The sequence below is a fragment of the Wolbachia endosymbiont (group A) of Ophion costatus genome, from assembly GCF_963969245.1.
Taxonomy (GTDB): domain Bacteria; phylum Pseudomonadota; class Alphaproteobacteria; order Rickettsiales; family Anaplasmataceae; genus Wolbachia; species Wolbachia pipientis.
On record NZ_OZ017714.1, the window covers coordinates 1,283,838 to 1,306,059 of the forward strand.

At 35.8% G+C, this 22,222-nt stretch carries 19 protein-coding genes and 2 pseudogenes; 12 read left to right on the top strand and 9 right to left on the bottom strand.

Annotated features, from left to right (window positions below; all coding sequences use genetic code 11):
• Positions 1-3 precede the first annotated feature (3 nt).
• The 3 genes from nuoE to AACH21_RS06460 all read left to right on the top strand — a co-directional run bounded on the left by nuoE (position 4) and on the right by AACH21_RS06460 (position 2,228).
• Positions 4-504, top strand: a complete 501-nt coding sequence (nuoE, locus tag AACH21_RS06450) for an NADH-quinone oxidoreductase subunit NuoE (RefSeq protein WP_010962799.1) — start codon at positions 4-6, stop codon at positions 502-504.
• A complete protein-coding gene (tgt, locus tag AACH21_RS06455; RefSeq protein ID WP_010082445.1) occupies positions 505-1,719 on the top strand; it encodes a tRNA guanosine(34) transglycosylase Tgt in 1,215 nt (404 codons plus the stop codon).
• A 191-nt stretch (positions 1,720-1,910) separates the two neighbouring features.
• Positions 1,911-2,228, top strand: coding sequence for a hypothetical protein (locus AACH21_RS06460; protein ID WP_010082444.1), 318 nt, complete (start codon positions 1,911-1,913; stop codon positions 2,226-2,228).
• A 6-nt stretch (positions 2,229-2,234) separates the two neighbouring features.
• On the opposite strand, the gene AACH21_RS06465 is transcribed toward AACH21_RS06460, so the two are convergent.
• Positions 2,235-3,506, bottom strand: a complete 1,272-nt coding sequence (locus AACH21_RS06465; protein ID WP_338482488.1) for a pitrilysin family protein — start codon at positions 3,504-3,506, stop codon at positions 2,235-2,237.
• Between the two features lies 1 nt (position 3,507).
• Positions 3,508-4,125 carry a superoxide dismutase gene (locus tag AACH21_RS06470; RefSeq protein ID WP_151807956.1) on the bottom strand — a complete coding sequence of 206 codons (618 nt, stop codon included), beginning with the start codon at positions 4,123-4,125 and terminating at the stop codon, positions 3,508-3,510.
• Positions 4,126-4,890: 765 nt separating this feature from the next.
• Here AACH21_RS06470 and AACH21_RS06475 point away from each other — a divergent pair.
• The 5 genes from AACH21_RS06475 to AACH21_RS06495 all read left to right on the top strand — a co-directional run bounded on the left by AACH21_RS06475 (position 4,891) and on the right by AACH21_RS06495 (position 11,436).
• Positions 4,891-6,297, top strand: a complete 1,407-nt coding sequence (locus AACH21_RS06475) for a cytochrome ubiquinol oxidase subunit I (RefSeq protein WP_338482490.1) — start codon at positions 4,891-4,893, stop codon at positions 6,295-6,297.
• Complete coding sequence (cydB, locus tag AACH21_RS06480) at positions 6,290-7,312, top strand: cytochrome d ubiquinol oxidase subunit II (RefSeq protein WP_015589177.1); 1,023 nt, start codon at positions 6,290-6,292, stop codon at positions 7,310-7,312. The genes AACH21_RS06475 and cydB overlap by 8 nt, the downstream gene beginning before the upstream one ends.
• Positions 7,313-7,562: 250 nt before the next feature.
• Entirely contained in the window at positions 7,563-8,447 is an 885-nt protein-coding gene (era, locus tag AACH21_RS06485) for a GTPase Era (protein ID WP_077188232.1), read from the top strand.
• Positions 8,440-9,261, top strand: coding sequence for a 3'-5' exonuclease (locus tag AACH21_RS06490; RefSeq protein ID WP_006279435.1), 822 nt, complete (start codon positions 8,440-8,442; stop codon positions 9,259-9,261). Before era ends, AACH21_RS06490 begins: the two co-directional genes overlap by 8 nt.
• Positions 9,262-9,468: 207 nt before the next feature.
• On the top strand, positions 9,469-11,436 hold the full coding sequence (locus AACH21_RS06495; protein WP_338482491.1) for a porin: 1,968 nt from the start codon (positions 9,469-9,471) through the stop codon (positions 11,434-11,436).
• Between the two features lie 377 nt (positions 11,437-11,813).
• Here the strand turns inward: AACH21_RS06495 and AACH21_RS06500 are convergent.
• Positions 11,814-12,646, bottom strand: a protein-coding gene (locus AACH21_RS06500; RefSeq protein ID WP_236514306.1) for an IS5-like element ISWpi1 family transposase whose coding sequence is annotated in 2 segments (ribosomal slippage) — positions 11,814-12,277 and positions 12,277-12,646 — 834 coding nt in all. Because the reading frame shifts where the segments join, the coding sequence is not laid out codon by codon here.
• Between the two features lie 144 nt (positions 12,647-12,790).
• Here AACH21_RS06500 and AACH21_RS06505 point away from each other — a divergent pair.
• Together AACH21_RS06505 and purN are read left to right on the top strand one after the other, a co-directional pair.
• A protein-coding gene (locus AACH21_RS06505; RefSeq protein ID WP_338482214.1) for an IS630 family transposase occupies positions 12,791-13,802 on the top strand; the annotation gives its coding sequence in 2 pieces (ribosomal slippage) (positions 12,791-13,252 and positions 13,254-13,802; 1,011 coding nt in all).
• A gap of 45 nt (positions 13,803-13,847) precedes the next feature.
• Positions 13,848-14,429, top strand: a complete 582-nt coding sequence (gene purN, locus AACH21_RS06510) for a phosphoribosylglycinamide formyltransferase (protein ID WP_338482492.1) — start codon at positions 13,848-13,850, stop codon at positions 14,427-14,429.
• Here the strand turns inward: purN and AACH21_RS06515 are convergent.
• The 5 genes from AACH21_RS06515 to AACH21_RS06535 form a co-directional block, all read right to left on the bottom strand.
• Positions 14,426-15,808, bottom strand: a complete 1,383-nt coding sequence (locus AACH21_RS06515) for an IS66-like element ISWen3 family transposase (RefSeq protein WP_007548562.1) — start codon at positions 15,806-15,808, stop codon at positions 14,426-14,428. The two genes, purN and AACH21_RS06515, sit on opposite strands and share 4 nt — an antisense overlap.
• Before the next feature lie 87 nt (positions 15,809-15,895).
• A complete protein-coding gene (gene lepB / locus AACH21_RS06520; RefSeq protein ID WP_338482834.1) occupies positions 15,896-16,642 on the bottom strand; it encodes a signal peptidase I in 747 nt (248 codons plus the stop codon).
• Between the two features lie 772 nt (positions 16,643-17,414).
• Positions 17,415-17,546, bottom strand: a complete 132-nt coding sequence (locus tag AACH21_RS06525) for a hypothetical protein (RefSeq protein ID WP_255317428.1) — start codon at positions 17,544-17,546, stop codon at positions 17,415-17,417.
• A 45-nt stretch (positions 17,547-17,591) separates the two neighbouring features.
• Entirely contained in the window at positions 17,592-18,479 is an 888-nt protein-coding gene (locus AACH21_RS06530; protein WP_338482493.1) for an aspartate carbamoyltransferase catalytic subunit, read from the bottom strand.
• Between the two features lie 203 nt (positions 18,480-18,682).
• Positions 18,683-19,708: a Fe(3+) ABC transporter substrate-binding protein gene (locus tag AACH21_RS06535; protein ID WP_006279947.1), complete on the bottom strand. Its 1,026-nt coding sequence runs from the start codon at positions 19,706-19,708 to the stop codon at positions 18,683-18,685.
• A 497-nt stretch (positions 19,709-20,205) separates the two neighbouring features.
• Here AACH21_RS06535 and AACH21_RS06540 point away from each other — a divergent pair.
• Positions 20,206-20,753: pseudogene (locus AACH21_RS06540) on the top strand (DUF6444 domain-containing protein); the annotation flags it as partial.
• Between the two features lie 16 nt (positions 20,754-20,769).
• Here the strand turns inward: AACH21_RS06540 and AACH21_RS06545 are convergent.
• Positions 20,770-21,081: pseudogene (locus AACH21_RS06545) on the bottom strand (transposase); the annotation flags it as partial.
• Between the two features lie 38 nt (positions 21,082-21,119).
• Between AACH21_RS06545 and AACH21_RS06550 the strand changes: the two are divergent.
• Positions 21,120-22,070 carry an IS481 family transposase gene (locus AACH21_RS06550; protein ID WP_338482200.1) on the top strand — a complete coding sequence of 317 codons (951 nt, stop codon included), beginning with the start codon at positions 21,120-21,122 and terminating at the stop codon, positions 22,068-22,070.
• Positions 22,071-22,222: the final 152 nt, after the last annotated feature.

A 22,222-nucleotide genomic window follows, 5' to 3' on the forward strand; every position in this document is an offset into this window, starting at 1 on the left:
TGAATGATAGAAAAAGAAGAGCAGTTTAGTTTTACATCAGAAAACCTCAAGAAAGCGGGAAAGTTTATAGAGATGTATCCCAAAGGTAGAGAAGGTAGTGCTGTTATGCCTTTACTATATCTGGTTCAAGAGCAATGCGGATGGGTTTCTGAATCTGCTATGCGTTATGTTGCTGATATGCTGCATATTCCACATATTCGTGTATATGAAGTGGCAAATTTTTACACCATGTATAATTTAAAACCAGTAGGCAAATATCTAATACAAATTTGTAGAACAACTCCTTGCTGGTTGTGCAATAGTGAAGAAGTTTTAAATACCTTTAAAAAAAAACTTGGAATCAATATCGGTGAGACTACTAAAGATAATTTGTTCACCTTAAAAGAAGTTGAATGCCTAGGTGCATGCGTTAATGCTCCCGTTGTGCAGATCAATAATGACTTCTATGAAAATCTTACTCCTGAGAAAGTAGAAAACATCATAACAGAACTTTCAGGCAAATAGATGAAAGAAGAATTTTCATTCAAGAGAATCAAGCAATCAGGTTCTGCAAGAGTTGGAACAATTAAAACTCCAAATGGAAGCGTAGAAACCCCCGCTTTTATATTCTGCGCAACAAAAGCTGCAATTAAAGCTGCAGATATTGAAAGAATAAGTGAAGCTGGTACCCAAATCATACTTTCCAACACCTATCACCTAATGCTTCAACCAGGAGAGAATACTGTTGCAAAACTTGGTGGTTTGCGCAAGATGATAGGATGGAATGGGCCAATGCTAACTGACTCAGGTGGATATCAGATATTTAGCTTAGGCCACGGATCAGTTTCGGAAGAGATAAAAGGAATAAGAAAAAAACAAAAAACTTTGATCAAAATTAATGAGGATGGGGCAATTTTTCGTTCTTACATTAATGGTAAAATTTATTGCTTAACTCCTGAAAAATCTGTACAAATTCAACAGAAATTAGGTGCAGATTTAATCCTAGTTTTAGATGAATGCACTCCATTTCACGTAAGCAAAGAATACACAGCAAAATCAATGCTCATGAGCCACAGATGGGCTGAACGTTCTTTAAATGAATTTGAAAAAAACAATAATGGCAAGCAGGCACTTTATGGAATTAGTCAAGGCGGAGTGTATCAAGATTTACGTAGAGAAAGTTGTGATTTTATCAACGATTTGCCATTTTTTGGTCAAGCAATAGGTGGATCACTTGGTCAAAGTAAAGAGCAGATGCATGATGTAGTTTCTTTCACTATGGACCACCTGAAAAAAGACAGGCCTACTCATTTGCTTGGTATTGGTGGAATTGTGGACATCTTTCGCGGAGTAGAGCTTGGAATTGACACGTTTGATTGCGTGCATCCAACCCGCTTAGCAAGGCATGGTGGCGCACTTGTTAAAGTAAAAAACAGAAATTCTATTTCTTCAAAGTGCAAAGAGCATATTAATTTGCGGAATCAACGATTTGAGCTGGACAACAACCCAATTGAAAGTGACTGTTTATGTTTTACCTGCAGAAAACATTCAAGAGCTTATATACACCATTTACTGAAAGCTAAAGAGCTCCTGGCTTACACGCTCGTTACCATTCATAATATTTTCTTTATGAATAAGTTAATGGCATCAATAAGGCAGGCTATATTAGATGATAGGCTAGATCGGGAGAAAAATAATTGGATTAGTGAGACACCACTACACTGTGAATTATACACCTAGTTCATATTTTTCTACGCTTATTTTATATTCCCTAAAACAGAAAAAGCCTTCCTCTTCCTACTCTTTCTTCCTTGGCTAATCCATAGTTAGCGTTTTTTGCACATGTGCGTTGCATTTTTTAATCTTCTTTAAAAACTTGACAATACATGACAACACTGGTATGTTAAAAATATAGTTTTTGTGAGGTATTTATGGTTAACAATAAAGAAAAACATCAAATAGCGTTTTGCGTTTCAGCCGTTACATTCTTAGCTGGGTTATCATTAATCGCAACTGCAATTGCAGTGGGTACCGTACCTGCTATAGCTGCTTGTCTAGTGATAGGAGGAATTTTGACTGTCTTGTCTGGTGTGCAAGCAGTAGAAAGCTATTTATTTTTACGAAACAGCGAGAAAACTTTGAATAAACTGATAAGTAATATACGCGATGAACCAGAAAGCAAACTTTTTATAGAAAGGATTTTGCAACCGTTCATTGAACTTTTTAGTGAGCTTAAGCAACATAATTAAAGTACACTAAGCTTTAAGCATAGAAACCACTTTATCGTAACTTGGCAATGATTCAATTTCTCCAATTGCAGCTAGAGTGGTTTTTTCATGCTGAGATAACAATTCTTCTGCTGCTTTTTTTACGTTAGCAGTGGTAACTGCACTAATTTTTTCTATTAATTCATTTTTACTGATGTACCTATTATAGTTACCGTAGTAGTGTCCCAATGTTTCAGCACGTGAGCTAACACTTTCGCGTGACATTAAAATTTGGGATTTTACTCGCTCTTTCACTCTATTTACTTCTTCTTCCTTCAGATCATCTGTAGACAACTTCTTCAACTCTGTCGTTATAGATTTTAAAAGCTTATCTAAGTTACTACTGTCTGTACCAGCAAAAATGGAAAACATTCCTGTATTAGTATAGCTGGAATTAAATGAATAAACAGAGTAAGCTAATCCCTGCTTTTCCCTTACTTCCTGGAATAAACGTGATGACATTCCGCTCCCTAATATAGAATCAAGCACTTGAAACGTGTGATATTTATCGTCATGGCGAGAAACACTAGGTAGACCAATTAGCAAGTGTACCTGATCTAATTTACGATGTTCTAAATACTCACCACCAGTACAGCTCGCATTTTGGCTTTTTTTCAGCTTTTTAGAATGAATCTTTGAGAGAAAATCTTTGGTTAATGCAACAACTTCTTCATGTTCAACATTTCCTGCAACGGCAAATAGCATATTCTCACCAAAGTAATGCTCATTTATGTAATTATCTATATCTCCTCGAGTAAAAGATTTTACAGTATTTTGCGTGCCTAAGATTGACCTACCAAATGGTTGGTCTTTATAAGCTGCCTCAAAATATTTGTCGAAAATAATGTCACTTGGTGAATCATTAGTTTGAAAAATCTCTTGTATTACAACACCCTTCTCACGTTCCAATTCATCTTCTGGAAACGTGGAATTCATCAATATATCTATTAATATATCAATACCAGTTTTTATGTCTTTCTTGAGGACTTTTGCATAATAGGTGGTGCTTTCCCTACCAGTGCTGGCGTTGAAAACCCCACCTATGTCATCAAAAGCTTTTGCAATTTCAAATGCAGTTCTTGTCTTCGTCCCTTTGAAAGCCATGTGTTCTAGAAAATGGGATATTCCATTTTGATTTGCACTTTCCGCTCTACTGCCAACACCAACTCGTATGCTTAAAGCTACGGAATCAACATCACGCACCTGCTCAGTTATTATGCGCAGACCATTATCTAATTTTGTTACCTGGGGTACATTCATCTTATGTGTTCTTTTTTAAATTCTCTTCTGCAAAATCCCAATTAATTAAATGGTCAAGGAAAACTTTTATGTAGTCAATTCTACGGTTTTGACAATCTAAATAATAGGCGTGCTCCCACACATCCATAGTGAGTAGTGGCACTTGGCCATAAATTATTGGCAAATCTGCATTTGGAGTCTTGGTGATTTTGAGCTTTCCTAACCTACCTTTTTCGAGCACTAACCATACCCATCCACTGCCAAACTGGCTTACTCCATGACTCGAAAATTCTTCATAAAATTTATCAAAGCCACCGATATCGTCTTGAATTTTTTTTGCTAGAAGACTACCATCTTTAGGCTTACCACCACCATTTTTTTTCATTGAATTCCAATAAAAAGTGTGATTCCAAACTTGTGCTGCATTATTAAATATAGGCAAGTTGCCGCTATTACCATGCACTTTTGTTATTAATTCCTCAATTTTTACATGTTGATAATCCGTATTTTCAACTAGCTCGTTGAGTTTATTTAAATATCCTTTATGGTGCTTATCATAATGAAAATCTAAGGTTTTTGCAGATATATAAGGCTCCAAAGCTGTTTTATCGTATGGTAATTCAGGTAAAGTAAAACTCATAAAAACCTCTTTATTTCTAACCTACTTGGATGGTAGGGCAATATATGCTTTTGTGCAACATATAATTAATAGCTAAAACATTTAGGTATCTATTGCATTATTCTAAATTATACTACAATAACGATTATCATATAAGCCATAGAAATGGATTAAATGCAAAAGTTACTTTACACCCTTCGCCAACCCCCTTATCATGAAACTGAAGCTATTTATTTATCTTCTCTGTACAGATTAAATGACAAAAAAACTCACGTATCTGGCGTCTCATGTTTAATTTTTTGCACTATGTGCACCTTATGTCTTATAAAATTTCTACCTACATAAGCTGAAACGCGCTTATAAAGCGTTTAAAACATAAAAAAACGCCAACTTAAAAAATGGATAGTGAATAACTAGCTACCCTAGGGTTTCTTTTGCCTTTTTCTCCGCTTAGTAAATTTCTTAATGTTTATACGGAAGGTGTCATTCCAGCGCGTGACGCTGGAATCCCAAAAAAAGGATGATGTCATCCGAGTAGCTGACACTGGGATGACATCATAGGGGCGCTGGCCTGACAATCGTCATTCCGCTACGTGTTAGCGGGATCTAGAGATACCGTGACGGTATGACAAGGGAGAACAGTTGTATTCCTGCACAATTTATTCTCATGACAAAAACGTCTTAACTTTCTCTCTACTTTTTCTGGATAAGGTCAATTTTGTGAAAAAATGGATTGAATTATAGGCAGATTTGGCTATTATTTGTAATACATGGGTATTAGGTAAAATGTTTAAATTTGATCCTTTATTATTAGCTCGAATTCAGTTTGCCTTCACAATAGGCTTTCACATTATATTTCCTGCTTTCACGATCGGGCTTGCAAGTTTTCTAGCCTTTTTGGAATGGTGTTGGCTTAAGACTGGTGATACACGTTTCCGTGATGTTTATAAATTCTGGATCAAGATTTTTGCCGTTGCTTTTGGCATGGGAGTGGTATCTGGAGTTGTAATGTCATATCAACTTGGTACCAATTGGTCGATTTTTTCTGACCGCATAGCCAATGTTCTCGGCCCTCTATTTTCCTTTGAGGTTTTAACAGCCTTTTTTCTGGAGGCATCTTTTTTGAGTATTATGCTATTTGGATGGAATAGAGTAAGTTCTCGTATGCACTTTGCTTCTACTTGTATTGTTGCAGTGGGAACGCTTATTTCAGCTTTTTGGATTATTGCGGCCAACAGTTGGATGCAAACACCCGCTGGATTCACGATTGGTGAGAATGGTCTCCTATATCCAACCAATTGGTTAGAGATTATTTTTAATCCTTCTTTCCCTTATCGCTTTATTCATATGGTAACAGCAGCCTATCTTACAACAGCTTTTGTGGTTGGTGGTGTAGGAGCATTTTATCTTTGGAGAAAACGACATGCTCCTCAAGCAAGAATTATGCTTGGTATGGCAACCATTATGGTAGCTTTAGCTGCACCATTTCAGCTGTTCATGGGAGATAGGCATGGATTAAATACACTAAAGCATCAACCTGCTAAGATTGCTGCAATGGAAGGTATATGGGAAACCGAAAAAGGGGCTGGCTTACTTTTATTTGCTTATCCGGATCAGCAAAATGAAATTAATCACTACGAGATAAAAATTCCTAATCTTGCCAGCTTGATCTTAACACATGATTTTTTAGGACAAGTAAAAGGATTAAAGGAATGGAAAAAAGAAGATAGACCACCTGTAGTATGGGTATTCTGGTCCTTCCGTATAATGGTTGGAGTTGGAATTTTAATGATCATAATTGGGTCAGTAAGTGTTATACAGTATCTTCGTGGCAAATTATTCCAAAGTTGTTTCTTACATGGATGGTGGATATCAATGATGCCGTCTGGGTTCATAGCGTTACTTGCAGGTTGGTTTACTACTGAAATTGGCCGTCAACCTTACACTGTATATGGAATTATGCGCACAATTGAATCATTTTCATCTGCGATTACCGGTCCTCAGGTTGCATGGTCTTTGATTGCATTTATCGTTATGTATACCCTTATATTTGGAGCAGGTAGTTACTATATTCTGAAACTTATATACAAAGGAATTCCTGTCATTAAAGAAGAAGAGCAATTTTATAAACACGGTATTGGAGCTTCAGTGATTGATGCTGGTACATCTGGAAAGGACAACAATCATGTTTGATTTTTCTTCCTTAATTAATTTACCCCTAATCTGGGGATTACTAATTGCCATAGCTGTTTTACTGTATATTTTAATGGATGGGTTTGATTTAGGTATTGGTATTTTACTTCCTTTTGCACCGTCAGATAAATGCCGTGATCACATGATAAGCTCAATTGCACCATTTTGGGATGGAAACGAAACATGGTTGGTATTGGTTGGTGGAGGGTTGTTTGCTGCTTTTCCTCTTGCATATTCAATATTAATGCCTGCTTTTTATATTCCAATCATTATTATGCTGCTTGGCCTTATAGTGCGCGGAGTATCCTTTGAGTTTCGTTTTAAGGCAGAAGGAAAATACAGGCGATTATGGGATTATGCCTTTCATTTTGGGTCACTTGGTGCTGCATTTTGCCAAGGCATGATTTTAGGTGCATTTATACATGGTGTAGAAGTAAACGGACGCAACTTTTCTGGTGGCCAATTTGATTGGGCAAGTGCTTTTAGTGTAATGACAGGCATTGCTGTGATATTTGGATATGCACTTTTAGGTTCTACATGGCTCATAATGAAGACAGAAAATATAACACAAGAATGGGCACGCAAGGTTGCTTCTTATACGCTTGGTTTTGTAGGTATTTTCATGGGACTAGTGAGTGTAGTGACACCATTTTTAAATGAACGTATTAAAAACTTTTGGTTTAGTATGCCAAATTTTTATTATTTATTTTCTATTCCATTACTCACATCTTGGCTATTTTTCATGCTGTGGTTTGATCTTCAGAATACTAAACGGGAGTACCGTCCATTCTTTCTCAGTATTGCTATTTTTTTTATGGGATATTTAGGTTTAGGAATTAGTATCTACCCATGGATTATACCTTTTCAATATACCATTCTGGATGCAGCTGCTTCTGGGCCAAGTTTATCTTTAATGCTCATTGTTATAATACCGCTTTTACCAATCATTTTAACTTACACTGGTTATTGCTATTATGTCTTTCGTGGAAAATCAAATTATGAACACACATATTAAGGAGTTAGTGACCTTATGGTTAAAACGTTACCCTTAAATCAAGCAGTCGTTCTGGCAATGGCGTCAACTCAAGAACCTTCATTAGCAAACCCTCCTATGGATTTTCTGAAAAGTTTTTGAGTATATTGTATTTTTAATTTGTAGAATAAGTTTTTTTCCTTTTTGCATGCTAACCAAAAAGGGTTCTGTCATCCTTCTTGTCATATAAGTAGCTTGACGCGGGCATTCAGTTTTCTTTATAATTTTCTTTGTGAAAGAACAAAAATGCTTATTTGTAACCATAGCTGGCTTACCAAATGCTGGGAAGTCTACATTAATTAACAGCATCATAGGCAAGAAAATTGCAATTGTCACCCCTAAAGTGCAAACAACAAGGACGCAAATAAGGGGTGTTGCAACATGCAACAACACACAAGTTGTCTTTACTGACTCCCCAGGAATTTTCTCAGCAGAAACAAAACTTGAAAAAGCTTTAGTCAAATCTGCATGGTCGGCAGTTAAGGATAGTGACATCACTTTGTTGCTTGTTGATGTAAGCAATTATTTGAAAAATATAGAAAGAATTAAGACTATATTTATGCGGCTGCAGCGCACAAAAGGCAGATGCATTTTGGTTATCAATAAAACTGATTTGGTAAAAAGGCCTGAATTAAAGATGGCGCATGAGCATCTGAATTTGCTTTATAAATTTGAAAAGGTTTTTATGATATCAGCATTAAAGAATGATGGACTTTCTGATTTGATGAATTACTTGTCTGAAGTTGCATCGGTGAGCCCCTGGTTTTATGAAGAAGATCAAATAACCGATTCCTCGACAAATTTTTTATCAGCAGAAATTACGAGAGAAAAATTATTCTTGAACTTGCGTGAAGAATTGCCATACTCTACAGCTGTTATAACTGAACAATTTGAGGAAAAAAAAGATAAGAGTTTAGTCATCAAACAGATCATATTTGTGTTGAAAGATAATCATAAAAAAATAGTACTAGGAAAAGATGGCAGTAATATTAAAAAAATTAATATCGAAGCGCGTGCTGAACTAGAAAAATTATTTGAGTGCAAGGTACACCTCTTTTTATTTGTGAAAGTGCGACCTTGGATCGACCGTCCGGAGGAGTATATAGGCAATGCTTAATTCTTTATTGGTATTTGATATTGAAACTATACCAGATGTAAATTCCTGCAAAAATTTACTCAATATTAGTGATGATAGTAGTGTAGAAGAGAAGAGGGATGCATTAACAAAATATCATCTTGAAATAACAAACGGGCAAAACTCTTTTCTGCGTCAGCCTTTTCACCTTGTTGTAGTTATTAGTTTTTTACTTTGCAATATAAGCTACCAGAGTGGTTATGAGGTGTTCACACTGCAAGAAATAAGATCTGGAGGCACACTAAATTCTAGTGAAAAGGAGCTAGTGAAAGGATTTTTTAACTACATATCAGAGAAAAAGCCAAGATTAGTTTCGTTCAACGGACGCACTTTTGATATACCAGTGCTGAAGTATCGTGCTATGGTCCATGGCATTCAAGCAGAATATTTTCATAAAGCTGGCGATAAGTGGAATAGTTACAATCAGAGATATAGCAGTGATTGGCATTGTGATTTGCTTGAATCCCTCTCTGATTTTGGAGCTTCTGCGAGAGTAAAAATGAACGAAGTTTGTGCAGCATTTAATCTTCCTGGTAAGATTGGAGTTGATGGGTCACAAGTTATGGACTTATACGATAGCGGCAAGATACAAGAGATTCGAGATTATTGTGAAACAGATGTAATTAACACTTATTTGATTTACTTAAGGTTCATGCATCATCAGGGACGGATTACTACTGAAAGCTACAACAAAAGTGTGGAAGAGCTGCTTTTAGAGTGCGAAAAAAAAGAATACCTAAAGAAATTTAAAGAAGAATGGCAAATAACTTGTGGTGGAAAAATTTTACTTCCATAGAATAAATAGTCGAGTTATAATGCACTAGCAAGCGAACCTCTGTACTAAATTTTGGTTAATATACACGTTGAGCATATTAAGAAAGTTGCTTTTAAGGTATTGCATTTTACTTTTATTTTCGTTATAAGGTTGCTTTAAGTTGAATTTTCAACATTTTTATACCATTTACATTTAAGATATGATTTCGAAATTTTTTGGGGGCACTTCATGAAAAAGTCTATGTATACTAGAACTGCTCTAGTTTCTTTATTAACTTTATGTTCTTTCAGCAGTTTTGCAGCTGACTTTCCTGATGAGAGTATGAAGGAAATAAAAAAGCAAGAGAGCACAAAAACTTCTGGAAAAACAGAAGTTATGAAAACATCAAATAAAAAACTGAAAGAAAAGATGGACAGAATATGTAATGCTGATCCAAGAAAAAAAGCTGAAGAGCTTAAGAAAAAGGAAGAGATGAGATTAGCAGCCGAGCAGAAGAAAAAAGAGGAGATCAGGCTAGCAAATGAGAAAAAAGCAAAGCTTATAGAGGATTCAAAAGCGAAAGCTCTAAACGCTAAGAATTCTAATATAGAAAAAGGTAAAGTTTCAAAAACTAAGCGTTCTAAAACTAAGAATGCTAAAGTTGAAGCTAAAGATGTAAAGAAGGATATAAAAGTTATTAACAAAAATACAGAGGAAAAAGGTAAGGCAAGTCCTGTTGTTTCAGTTGGTGGAGTTGATATTATCGATACCAATCAAGGGCAAAGTAATTTAAGAATAACTTTTGGTGGTGTTGTTGATGCTCAAGGTTATGGCAAAGCTGGACCAAGTGGCGCAGATTATAAACGTTATAACGTTATGCCAAACAGATCTACAGAGTATTATAATGCCACTCCAGATATAACAAAAGGAGCAAATCCAATATTCTATGAAGGAATAGGAAATATTGGTGATTACAGCAACGATATGGGTATGATTGCTGATGCAATATTGCACCTCAGAGCAGAAAATAAGAATGAAGATTTAGGTATTCTTTATGGTGCTGACGTGCAGTTTCATGTCCCAGTGACCGAAGGTAAGGGAGCTTCACAGGGTGTTTATGCTGCAAAAGGCAGAAGTGCGCATGTGTTTGTTAACTCAAAATATGGTGACGTGAAGCTTGGTTACCAATTTGGTCCTGAGGCTCTGATGAGGCTTGATGCAACAAGAATTGCGACTGTTGACGGAGCTGCAGATAGTGACTGGTTCAGAAAAGTGAACTTAGAAGGAAGCGCTGCTAGCTTTCCATTTTATGTAACACCACGTCTTTACACTGAAAGTTTTTCGAGTGAAAGTGAAAAATTCTCTTTCCGTATGGCAGGGAAATATAACAAAGGCGTTATGACTACACTGCCATTTAGAGTTGCTTACTACTCACCAAATTATATGGGCGCAAGGTTTGGCATCAGTTATGCACCTCGTTATGATAGTAGCTTGTTTATTGTGAAAGAAAAAGAAGAGAAAAACGGTAAGGTAAAAGATAAGATAAGGCATGTCGGTCCAGACTATGAGCACATAGTAAGTGCTGGTGCATCATATGAATATGACTTTGATAAATATAATGTAAAAGTTAAAACTTCTGCAGTTGGTGAGTATGGTCAAGCAAAAAAACTAAATAAAGATAAGCATGTTTATAATGAATATGTAGAGTACAATGACCTTATGGGTGTTAATTTGGGTGTAAGCGCTGATTATAAGATTAATGAAGATCAAGGCGTAAAATTTGCTGCCTCTTTTGCATACTTGGGCAAATCTGGTCAACCGAAGGGTATTAAAAAATTAATTGGTGATACCTATACGGAAATTGATAGTAAAGATGCTACTGATGGCAAAAGAGTGGAAGGGCTGAAAGCTCAATTTGTTAAAGATAGTATAGATACCATGTATTGGACTGTAGGAGCTGGGTATCAACATGAGAATATCTACACAAGTTTGACGTATTTTGGCAGCAGAATGAATGACAAAGATATGCTTCATGATGGTGCACTTGGCGTTCAATATGATCTGTCTCCTGCATGCAGTAAGAGCAAATTTGTTCCTTACGCAGCTCTCCATTATTTTATGACTAACGAAACAGGTAAGCTGAAAGATGAGTCTGATGCTGATGTACCTTCTAACCAAGGAATTCTCCTTCTTACTGGTGTGAAGTTTTCTTTCTAACCAGCCAGTACACACCACAGTTAACTGTGGTGTATTCTTGTCTGTTAGTGTTTATTTGTCGATCAAATAAACATATGGTGTCCTCTCTCCTGTCATCCCAGTGCGTGACACACAACTGTACGAACATTGTGATTTGAGGACACTCCACCAAGAAGGATGTCATCCCAGTGCCCAGACACTGGGATCCAGCTTTCCATGCAACTTCATCAAAAGCGTTTATTCAGCATAAGATCAGCCACTTTTTATGCTCACCAAATCAGTTTGCTTACTTACAAGCAAAATTTCCTGGATTCCAGTGTCAAGCACTGGAATGACACCCTATGGTCACCGGAATGACGCTTTATGGCTACTTAGAGGTTGTCCGGAAACTAGTAAATTCAAGCATATTCCCTCTTTAACATAACCCTACTCATAGCTAGGTATATGAAATTCTCAGTGGATGTTGTGAGTAAATCATACTCCTTCGATAGCCTTCTATTCCTATTAACCCAAGCAAAAGTCCTTTCTACAACCCATCTTCTTGGCTGTACTTTAAACCCTTGTTCTCTTGTTGGTAGTAGCTCAGGTGGCGTATCTTTGTGCACCCAAAATCTACATGGAGGCCTTGTAACAATTTCAATATCTATGTCATATTCTTCCTTTATGTGATTCTTTAAATTTCTTCCTTGGTATCCCATGTCAGCCCACATTTTTTTAACTTTAGTATATTTTGTTCTCATATTGTTTAATGCTATTTTAATACCATCTCTATCATTTTCGTTAGCAGCGCCTACGTAACAACCTAGTATAAAACCCTGAGTGTCTGTAATTATATGCCTTTTTCTACCCTTTACTTTTTTACTTCCATCATAGCCTTTGATCCCCCCTTTTCTGTAGTCTTTACAGATTGACTATCTACTATACAGGCACTCGGCTGCTCATTCCTTCCTATTTTTCTTCTACTATATTTTGTAATTTCATAATTCATTTTCTCAAAAATTCCCTGCTTCTTCCATTGCCTGAACTGCTCATACACAGTCTTCCATAGCGGAAAATCATTTGGTAAATACCGCCATTGACACCCTGTACGCAATACATAGAAAATTGCTTCTAATATTTCTCTTTTGCTATACTTTGGCGGCCTTCCTCCTTTCTTGTATGATACTCTGAAGTGTTTTTCTATTCTTGCCCATTCCCTTTCGCTTAGATCTGTTGGATACTTTTTTCTCATCTTTACCCCGTACTAAAATTTCAGATATTATAGCCTTTTACTTGTTTCCGGACAACCTCTAATACCAATTCCCATTACAGGGCAAACAGATGGACAATGATGGAAGAAAAGCCATACTGAAGTAAGTAAAATAGCGAGGTTTAAATGGCATTAAGATCAAAATTATTGGATGAAAAAGTAGTAGAATCAGCAAAAGAAATGCTGAAGAAAGTAAGGAATAATGCATATGTTTCAAAAAAACTAAATGCTGTAATTGCAGCAAAAAAGTACAGTATAACGGCTGTAGCAAAAATATATTGCATTTCAAGAAGCGCACTAACTTCGTGGGTAAAACTCTTGAAAATTGGCAGAGAAGAAAAACTGTTTGCTCCTTCACAACGTCGTAGAAAAACTAAATTAAATCAGGCTCAACTACAGCAAATTGAAGAGTGGATAGAAGAAAATCCTAATATCACCATTAAAGAAATGAGAATAAGAATCCAGGAAAAGTTCGGATTAAATATCAGCAAATCTACAGTACACCGCCATATGCAAAAGATGAAATTCTCATATATTACACCAAGACCAGTTCATAATGGACAAGATAAAAGCAAACAAGAGGAATTCAAAAAAAAATCTCAATGGAGCTATTAGCAAGTATCCAGAAAAAGAGCTATTTTTCTTTGATGAATCACGGTTTGGCACACATTCAAAAGTTGGACATGTGTGGTTTAAAAAGGGGATTAGAACACAGGTTAAAACAAAATTAGGTAGGCAAAATTTCTATCTCTATAGTGCAGTTAATCCTAGAAATGGAGAGAGTTCTAGCTTATTTGCACCAAATGTCAACACTGATTGCATGAACATATTTCTTGAGCAAATTTCGCAATATCTAGAAACACGAGAGGCTTTTCTCGTTATGGACTGTGCTAGTTGGCATAGGTCAAAAAATTTAAAGGTACCTAAAAATATCGACATTATATACCTACCTCCATACTCACCTGAGCTAAATCCTGTTGAGAGGCTTTGGTTATATATAAAACAGAACATTTTGCGCAATAAAATATACGATACAATTGCTCTACTTGAGGGTGCTTTGTGCAAATTTATTACTTCTCTTGCCAGCTCCACAATTAAACAACTCTGCAATGTTTCCTATTTGACTGGACAACAATGAGAATTGGTATTAGTATTAACTAAATTCTAAACTAACTGTGCTATAATGAAAAAGATAAAACTCGGAATACTAATTTCAGGTGGGGGGTCGAATATGCAGGCCTTAATAGAAGCATGTCAAGATCAGAATTTTTCCGCAGAAGTTGCATGTGTTATCACAAATAATAGCGAAGCTGCTGGTCTGAAAATAGCAGAGCAAGCAGGAATCTCAGCGTTTATTGTTAAAGATAAACCGCTTGATGCTGGTAAAATTCACGAAATACTTGTTCAACATAAGGTTGATTTAATTTGCCTTGCAGGGTTTATGAGAATTCTCAAAGCTGATTTTCTGAGTAAATGGCATAACAAGGTGATAAATATTCATCCCTCTTTACTTCCGTCTTTTAAAGGCCTAAACGCTCAAGAGCAAGCTCTAAAAGCAGGTGTAAAAATTACAGGTTGTACTGTACATTATGTCACTCCTGAAGTTGATGCTGGAGCCATAATTGCTCAAGTTGCTGTGCCAGTGTTACTAGCTGATGATATTCAAAGCCTCTCAGAACGCATTCTAGCTGAGGAGCATAAGTGCTATGTAAAAGCAGTAAGATCAATAGCAGAAAGTATGTATCCGTTCAGGAGAGTGGTTTAAGAAACAATAGATAGGAGATTTTGGAAAGGATTGAGACCCCTTTGTTTCCAAGTTAAGTATAATGAAATTATCCGCTCAAGGAATGTATTTCCCCGCTTTGATTGTGTAAAATATGAGTTTTTGCGATAAACGACATAATGCCGAATTTGCCGTTCAGCGTGGTTATTTGTCAGCGGAATATTTTCTGGGTCATCTAAAAATTTCCACATCATTCTTTCAGATCTCAGAACATTTTTTGCAACTCGAGAGGCTCCAATTGCTTCAGGTAAACGAGATATCTCCTTCAAGTAATACTTTGTACGTTTTCTTAATTTTCTGGCACGTCTGACAAACCTCAAAACATCTATCTCACTTTTTAGTAAAGCTTTTTTTAGTGCAAATAATTCAGTGGCCACGTTTCTCAAGTAACAACCCAGAACTTTAACTTCAATATTCCAACTATGTGCTAATCTTTCAAAATCTCTTGATAAATGTGCCCAACAGATTTGCCTGTTTTTATCGGCAAAATAATTGTATGCTGCATACCTGTCAGTTATTACCAAGCTATTGCGATTGCAGAATTTACTATTTTGTAAAACTTTCATTCCTCTTGACTCTGTAAATTTTACAAAACTTGCCGTATTGCTTGCAAACATCCAACACCAAGCGAGTTTACCTTTGTTATAATGGCTCGTTTCATCAATATGTAGAACTTTACTCCTACTTATCTCTTGTTCGATCTGCTCATACATTTTTTTGCATTTTGAAGCAACTCTATGTTCACTATTTGATATGCTACCGACGCTTATGTTCAAATTGAAGATATCATTTACGACACTCGCTATTTCGCGTTTTGAATTTTTGTAGAATCCGCTGAACGCTGCAATTATTGACTTAACCCTTGGACCAAATGTATCTGGCGTAACACCTTCCGGTAACTTGCTACTTCTTCTCTTTCCGCATCTCCGACAACGGCCATGTTCTAACTGATATTCCACTACATAAGGCTTGATTTCTGGAAGATCAACTTTCTGATGAATATATGGTTTTTCACATATTGCAATTTCTCCTCCGCATTCGCAAGTATTAGGCAACTCTATCTTTACTACTTTATCTGCATCCATGTTGGCGCGAAAACTTCCTTTATGACCAACCTGACCGCCAATATTCCTTTCGCTTTTCGGCTTATTCTTTTTTATTTTATACAACTCTTTGGAACTTGGTATTGATGAATTTTTTGAGCTTAAACCGAGTCTTTCTCTTAACTCAGCATTTTCTATCTTTAAAGCCTTATTTTCTGCTTTTAAACTTTCATTCTCTTTTTCCAATCTTTCTATTTTTGCTTCTAACCTTTCTATTTTTTGCTGTAAATTTTTGCAAAGTTCTAAAAGGTTTACCATATTATTTCACTTTTGCTCTATGATTATCTTTTTAGATCACCTTGTCTACCTTATTCTGCCACTCCGCTGAACGGATACAGAAAAAGCTTACACAACCTTGTGCAATACCCTATTTAACCTCAAGGCAACAGGTAACCTGAAATTAAATGGTAACCAATCGACCTTTCCTAATTTAAATGATAAACCAACTATGCTTACACGCCCAATGATATTTTCCATTGGTACAAAACCAACTTCAGGAAACCTGCTATCCAAAGAATTATTTCTATTGTCTCCCATAACAAAAAATTGATCGTTAGGTACATAATAAACCGGAGTGTTATATGATAGCTTATTAGAAATGTTATCTACCAAAATCTCATGCTCCTTGCCACTTAAAAGCGTTTCTATATACCTTGGTATGTTACGATTCGACTCATAATCAAAAAAACTTTCAATTTGCCTTCGCTCTACTTTCTGATCATTTAGGTATAATTCTCCCTCTATCATTTGCACTTTGTCACCTGGTGTTCCTATTACTCGCTTAACAAACCTGATGCTGTCATTTCTTGTGGGTTTGAAAACTACTATGTCGCCACGCTTTGGAGGGGTATAAAAAATCCTGCCGCTAAAAATGTTTGGAGAAAATGGAAAGGAGTGTTTACTGTAACCGTATGAATATTTACTAGTAAAAATGTAATCCCCTTCAAGTAGGGTGCTTTTCATTGAACCAGAAGGTATATGAAATGGCTCGAATAAAAAACTACGTATTGATAGCACAATCAACAGTAAAAAAAACAATGAAGATAAAAATCTTCCCGCTCTTATCACCCAGTTTTTGCTTAGTTCTTCCAACTTTTCCAACTTTGTTTTTCTTATAGATTAAGCTTATTATAATACATAAATTAAAAAATGGTAATATGAAATTTTACTTGTGAATGTTATTCCTCTATTCAAAACAATTTTGAAAAGGCGGTTCATTTCTTTCAACGGCGTCATCCAAGTAGCGTGACACATAACTGTACGAACATTGCAATTTGCAGGTGGCAGATGAAAGTAGCTGATGCACATCTGTACGAACATTTGCTTTTGTTAAGGTAATATGGTGTTATGAAAGTAGCTGACACTGGAATGGCTTTGTTGCATCGCTACTTATGAAAGGCTAACTATAGTTAGGATTATAAGCAACCTATTGAAAATCTTGTTTTTTTGCAATCAATCTGATCAAATTTAAGAATAGTAATTTGTTATTTATATTAATAAATTTAATTCTATTGAAAATAGCTAAAGCATTGAAATTCTTGAATTTTAGCCGGATTGGTAAATGGTAGTGAAATTTCTTTTACTCAAATTTAGGTATTCATTGACCGTTCTTGTTATAAATACCAGAATAATAAGCTACTGATATTCCCTATCTTTTTTATCTTTAATCCATCATAGCTAGCGATGCAACAAAGCCCACTGGAATCCAGGTTGTAACCGTTCACGGATTGTGAGAATGAATAAAGAACTAAGCAGTCGTAACTTTTGGAAGGGATTTTGGCCATTGAGACGTGATGTCAAAAATATCGACAACATTCTTTCCACAAATCTTTCTCCATGTTCCGACCAGGTGAAAAAGCTGTTTTTACGATAGCCGTCTAATTTGCCGTTCTGCAAGGTTGTTGATTGACTTCAGGCTTTCGTAAAAACTTCCACACCATATCCTCGGCCTTAACATCTTAATGGCCATTCTCAAACCATTTACAAGCCTTGTCATTTCATGCCCCCCCTTTTTGCATTAGTTGTGTAGCATCTTTTAATATTAGCAAGGCCTATAATAGTGCAACACTGCCTTACGTATTGCCAATCCAAATTCTACTTGCTGTAAAATAACACAATCTGCTACATCGCTGCTAATCTCAATCCCTCTGTTTATTGGCCCTGGGTGCATAACAATCGCATCTGGTTTTGCGTATGATAGCTTTTGTGAATCAAGTCCATACAAATAAAAATATTCTTTCTCTGAAGAACTATTATTCATGCGCTCTTTCTGCAATCTCAAAAGCATAATTACGTCAGCATCCTTTATACCTTCAATTAATGAATAATGGACTGAATCTACTTCAGGAAAATGCTTACAAATCAAAGTTGGTGGTGCGACCAAGTTTATCTCTGCTCCAAACATTTTTAGCAATCTTATATTTGATCTTGCAACTCTACTGTGCAGAATATCTCCACATATCACAACTTTGAGGTCCTTTATTTGCTTTTTGTGATTGCTGATTACAAGATAGTCTGCAAGAGCTTGAGTTGGATGTTCACTACTTCCATCGCCTGCATTGATTAGCGAGCAGTTAACATACTTTGCCAGTGTATTAATGATACCACTACTTTTATGCCTGATTATTATGTAATCAGGATTCATTGCATTTAATGTTTTGATCATGTCTTTTAGATCTTCTCCCTTGTTAATAGAAGAAGATCTTATTGGCAAAGTTACAACATTTGCTCCAAGGCTTTTTGCTGCTATTTCAAAAGACGCAAGTGTACGCGTTGAATCTTCAAAGAATAAATTTATTACTGTCTTATTTTCCAAGATATGACTATTTGCAACTTCTTTTTTAAGGTACTGGTTGGCCAACTTAGTTATATTTTCTACATCATCGACTGTAAGGTCTGAGATGTTTAACAAATTCCTTCTATTGTTCATAGTTTCCTTTTCAACTATTTGAACCTATTCTACTTTCTTATTACCTTTTTTCAATAGACTTCTTGTGCAGCAATTGTTTTGGTGAAAGAACGGAAAAAGATAGTAAAGTCAAAATTAAGTTAGAAGGAAGAAAAAGTTCAGCGAGTCAAGAGTAAGGTATATTAGCATAAATCTTTCATCCCAATGTTTAGTGGCGCTGGGGATTACTTCCACTTACACTCATCCGCTATCATAACAGCCTCAAAAAGATGCTTCTCAAGTTCACTTAGAGGCAAATCACTTTGTGAATAATTTCCCCAAGATTTTAGTATATCGGAAGTTTCAACGCCTTCAATAATAGGATATTCTTGGTTTTTTTTAGCGTATAACTCTTGAGCCTGCTTGCTTACTAAAAATTCCAATAAGACTATAGCATTTTCCCTGTTTTTTGCGTTTTTTGTTACTGCTGCACCACTGATGTTTACCATTACACCGTGATCGTTGCGATTAGGAAAAAAAGCCCCTAGCTTGTCTGCAACATTCTTTTTATTTTCTGATGAAAGAATTCTCGCAAAGTAGTAGCTGTTTACTATTGCAACATCTCCCTCACCCGCTGCTACGGCGTAAATTTGATCAGTATCACCACCACTTGGTTTTCTTGCCATATTGCTCACAATTCCGCTTACCCATTCTTTCGTCTTTTCAAAACCATTATTTGCAATCATAAAAGCAATTAACGATCTGTTATATGGACTTGTAGAAGAACGCACTAATATTTTTCCTTTCCATTTTTCATTTGCTAAATCTTCATAAGTACTTAAGTCCTTAGGGTCTACTGACTCTTTATTGTAAACCAATATCCTAGCTCTTTTTGTAAGACCAAACCAATAATCTTCACTGTCTCTAAATCTTGCAGGTATAACACTTTTTAAAACCCCTGAATCTACTTGAGATAAAAGTCCTCTTTTTTTTGCTAGAATTAAGTTGATTGCATCAGCAGTCAAAAATAAGTCAGCTTCACCACCGTTTTCCATTCGTGAAAGTAGCTGAGAATAATCATCAATGATGTAACGTACTTTAATACCTGTATTTTTCGTGAATTCATCAAACAAAGTACGTACTAATTCTTCTTTGCGCGATGAATAAACATTTACCACTTGTGAGTCATTAGTTCCGTCGTTTCTGTATAAATAAGTAATAACTATCAATATAATTGCTATTAAGGATGTGAATATAAAGGCTTTTTTCATATTGGATAAAAAATAACTTCTTTCAGTTAAAGTTACCAAGATGGTACAACTTTAGCAAGTGTAAAGTTCGTTAGATAAATCATAAAAACTTCCTTGACAAGCTTCGCCAGCCCCCTTATTATAACACTGAAGCTATTTATTTACCTTCGCAATCTCTGCAGTGGATTAATGACAAAAAACTTAATGTATTTGGCGTAAATCATGCTTAATTTTTTGCACTATGTGCACCTTATGTCTTTATAAAATTTCTAGGTTTTTACCTAATATAAGCTGAAATGCGCTATTTAAAACATTAAAAAACGCCAACTTAAAAAATGGATAGTGAATAACTAGCTACCCTAGGGTTTCTTTTGCCTTTTTTTCTGTTTAGTAAATTGTATCCGTTCAGCGGAGTGGTAGAATAAGGTAGACAAAGCAAGATAATAAAGATAATCATAGAGCAAAAGTGAGGTAATGTGGTAAACCTTTGAGAACTTTGCAAAAATTTACAGCAAAAAATAGAAAAACTGAAAGCAGAGATAGAAAACTTAAAAGCAGAAAATAAAGCTTTAAAGATAGAGAACGCTGAATTAAAGGAAAGGCTCGGTTTAAATTCAAAAAACTCATCCCTGCCCAGCTCAAAAGAGCTATACAAAATAAAAAAGGACAAGCCAAAAAGCGAAAGGAATGTTGGCGATCAGGTTGGGCATAAAGGAAATTTTCATGCCACAATGGAAGCGGATAAAGTAGTAAAAATAGAGTTGCCTAATATTTGCGAATGCGGAGGAGAGCTTGTAATATGCGAAAAACCTTATGTTCACCAAAAAGTTGATCTTCCGGAAATTAGGCCTTATGTAGTAATTGGAACATGGTCGTTGTTGGAGATGCAGAAAAAGAAAAAGTAGCAAGTTACCAGAAGGTGTTACGCCAGATACATTTGGTCCAAGGGTTAAGTCTATAATTGCAGCACTCAGCGGATTTTACAAAAACTCAAAGCGTGAAGTGGCTAGTATCATAAATGACATTTTTAATTTGAACATAAGTGTTGGCAGCATATCAGAGGTTGTCCACAAACCAGTAAATCAAGCATATTCCCTACTTAACATAACTTTACTCATAGCCAGATATATGAAACTTTCAGTAGATGTTGTAAGTAAATCGTACTCCTTTGATAGCCTTCTATTTCTATTGATCCAAGCAAAAGTCCTCTCTACCACCCACCTTCTCGGCTGTACTGAAAATCCAGGATCCCGTTGTGGCAATAGTTCTAGTGGTGTATCTTTATGCACCCAAAACCTACATGGAGGCCTTTTGACAATTTCAATATCTATCCCATATTCTCTCTTTACGTAATCCTTTAAATCTTTTCCTTGGTATCCTGTATGGTCCCAGAGAGTGATGGTATACTATCATCATCATTTAAGGAGTCATTATGGGACAGATATTACATGGGTGCGCCAAAACAACACAGACGATTCGTAGAGCAATACAAAATAGAAAAGAGAGCATAGCAAAACTCTCCAAGCATTATAACCTTAATCCAAAAACTATTATTAAGTGGAGAAAACGTTCATTTACGAAAGATGCTGATATGGGTCCAAAGCATCCAAGATCAACTGTTTTAACGCTAGAAGAGGAAGCTATAATAGTTACATTTCGCAAGTATACACTACTGCCACTAGATGATTGCCTTTACGCTCTGCAGTCTACAATTCCGCATTTGACTCGCTCTAGCTTGCATCGTTGTTTACAAAGACACAACATTAGCAGATTACCAACTGTTGATGGAGAAGTTAAGTCAAAAAAGAAATTCAAACAATATCCTATCGGTTACTTTCATATTGATATTGCTGAAGTTAGAACTGAGGAGGGCAAATTACATTTGTTTGTTGCTATTGATAGGACATCCAAATTTACCTATGTTGAGTTGTGTAACAGTGCTACAAAACCCATAGCTGCTGAGTTCTTACGTAATTTGATTAGAATTTTACCGTATAAAATCCATACTATTTTGACAGATAACGGTATACAATTTACAAACCAGAAGCGTCATAAGTATGCTTTCCAACATATATTTGATAGAGTTTGCGAAGAGAATGTTATTGAACATCGTTTGACAAAAGTTAGCCATCCTTGGACGAATGGGCAAGTCGAGCGTATGAATAAAACTTTAAAGGATGCTACAGTTAAGAAGTATTACTATCAATCGCACCAGCAACTTAAAGAACACCTTTATAACTTTGTTATGGCTTATAATTATGCAAAGAGACTCAAAACTCTTAAGGGTCTTACTCCTTATGAATTTATATGTTATCAGTGGACACAGTCTCCAGAATTATTTATACTAAATCCACACCATCACACTCTGGGACCATACATCTGAGTAGCGGAATGACGAATTTGTTGTTTTTCAAATTGTAGGTAAACCTAAGCCACTTTAGCTATATATAATAGAATTTCGCTTTCTACTATCTTTCCAGTTGTTTTATACATAATTCTCGAATTTTGAAAATTTGCTCCATATCTAATTTCTCA

Bases quoted from the DNA above. Each gene is read 5' to 3' on its own strand.
- AACH21_RS06460 (WP_010082444.1), top strand. From the start codon at position 1,911: ATGGTTAACAATAAAGAAAAACATCAAATAGCGTTTTGCGTTTCAGCC.
- AACH21_RS06490 (WP_006279435.1), top strand. From the start codon at position 8,440: ATGCTTAATTCTTTATTGGTATTTGATATTGAAACTATACCAGATGTA.
- tgt (WP_010082445.1), top strand. From the start codon at position 505: ATGAAAGAAGAATTTTCATTCAAGAGAATCAAGCAATCAGGTTCTGCA.
- AACH21_RS06525 (WP_255317428.1), bottom strand. From the start codon at position 17,546: ATGACAAGGCTTGTAAATGGTTTGAGAATGGCCATTAAGATGTTAAGG.
- AACH21_RS06495 (WP_338482491.1), top strand. From the start codon at position 9,469: ATGAAAAAGTCTATGTATACTAGAACTGCTCTAGTTTCTTTATTAACT.
- AACH21_RS06470 (WP_151807956.1), bottom strand. From the start codon at position 4,125: ATGAGTTTTACTTTACCTGAATTACCATACGATAAAACAGCTTTGGAG.
- AACH21_RS06475 (WP_338482490.1), top strand. From the start codon at position 4,891: ATGTTTAAATTTGATCCTTTATTATTAGCTCGAATTCAGTTTGCCTTC.
- cydB (WP_015589177.1), top strand. From the start codon at position 6,290: ATGTTTGATTTTTCTTCCTTAATTAATTTACCCCTAATCTGGGGATTA.
- purN (WP_338482492.1), top strand. From the start codon at position 13,848: ATGAAAAAGATAAAACTCGGAATACTAATTTCAGGTGGGGGGTCGAAT.
- nuoE (WP_010962799.1), top strand. From the start codon at position 4: ATGATAGAAAAAGAAGAGCAGTTTAGTTTTACATCAGAAAACCTCAAG.
- AACH21_RS06550 (WP_338482200.1), top strand. From the start codon at position 21,120: ATGGGACAGATATTACATGGGTGCGCCAAAACAACACAGACGATTCGT.
- AACH21_RS06530 (WP_338482493.1), bottom strand. From the start codon at position 18,479: ATGAACAATAGAAGGAATTTGTTAAACATCTCAGACCTTACAGTCGAT.
- AACH21_RS06515 (WP_007548562.1), bottom strand. From the start codon at position 15,808: ATGGTAAACCTTTTAGAACTTTGCAAAAATTTACAGCAAAAAATAGAA.
- AACH21_RS06465 (WP_338482488.1), bottom strand. From the start codon at position 3,506: ATGAATGTACCCCAGGTAACAAAATTAGATAATGGTCTGCGCATAATA.
- AACH21_RS06535 (WP_006279947.1), bottom strand. From the start codon at position 19,708: ATGAAAAAAGCCTTTATATTCACATCCTTAATAGCAATTATATTGATA.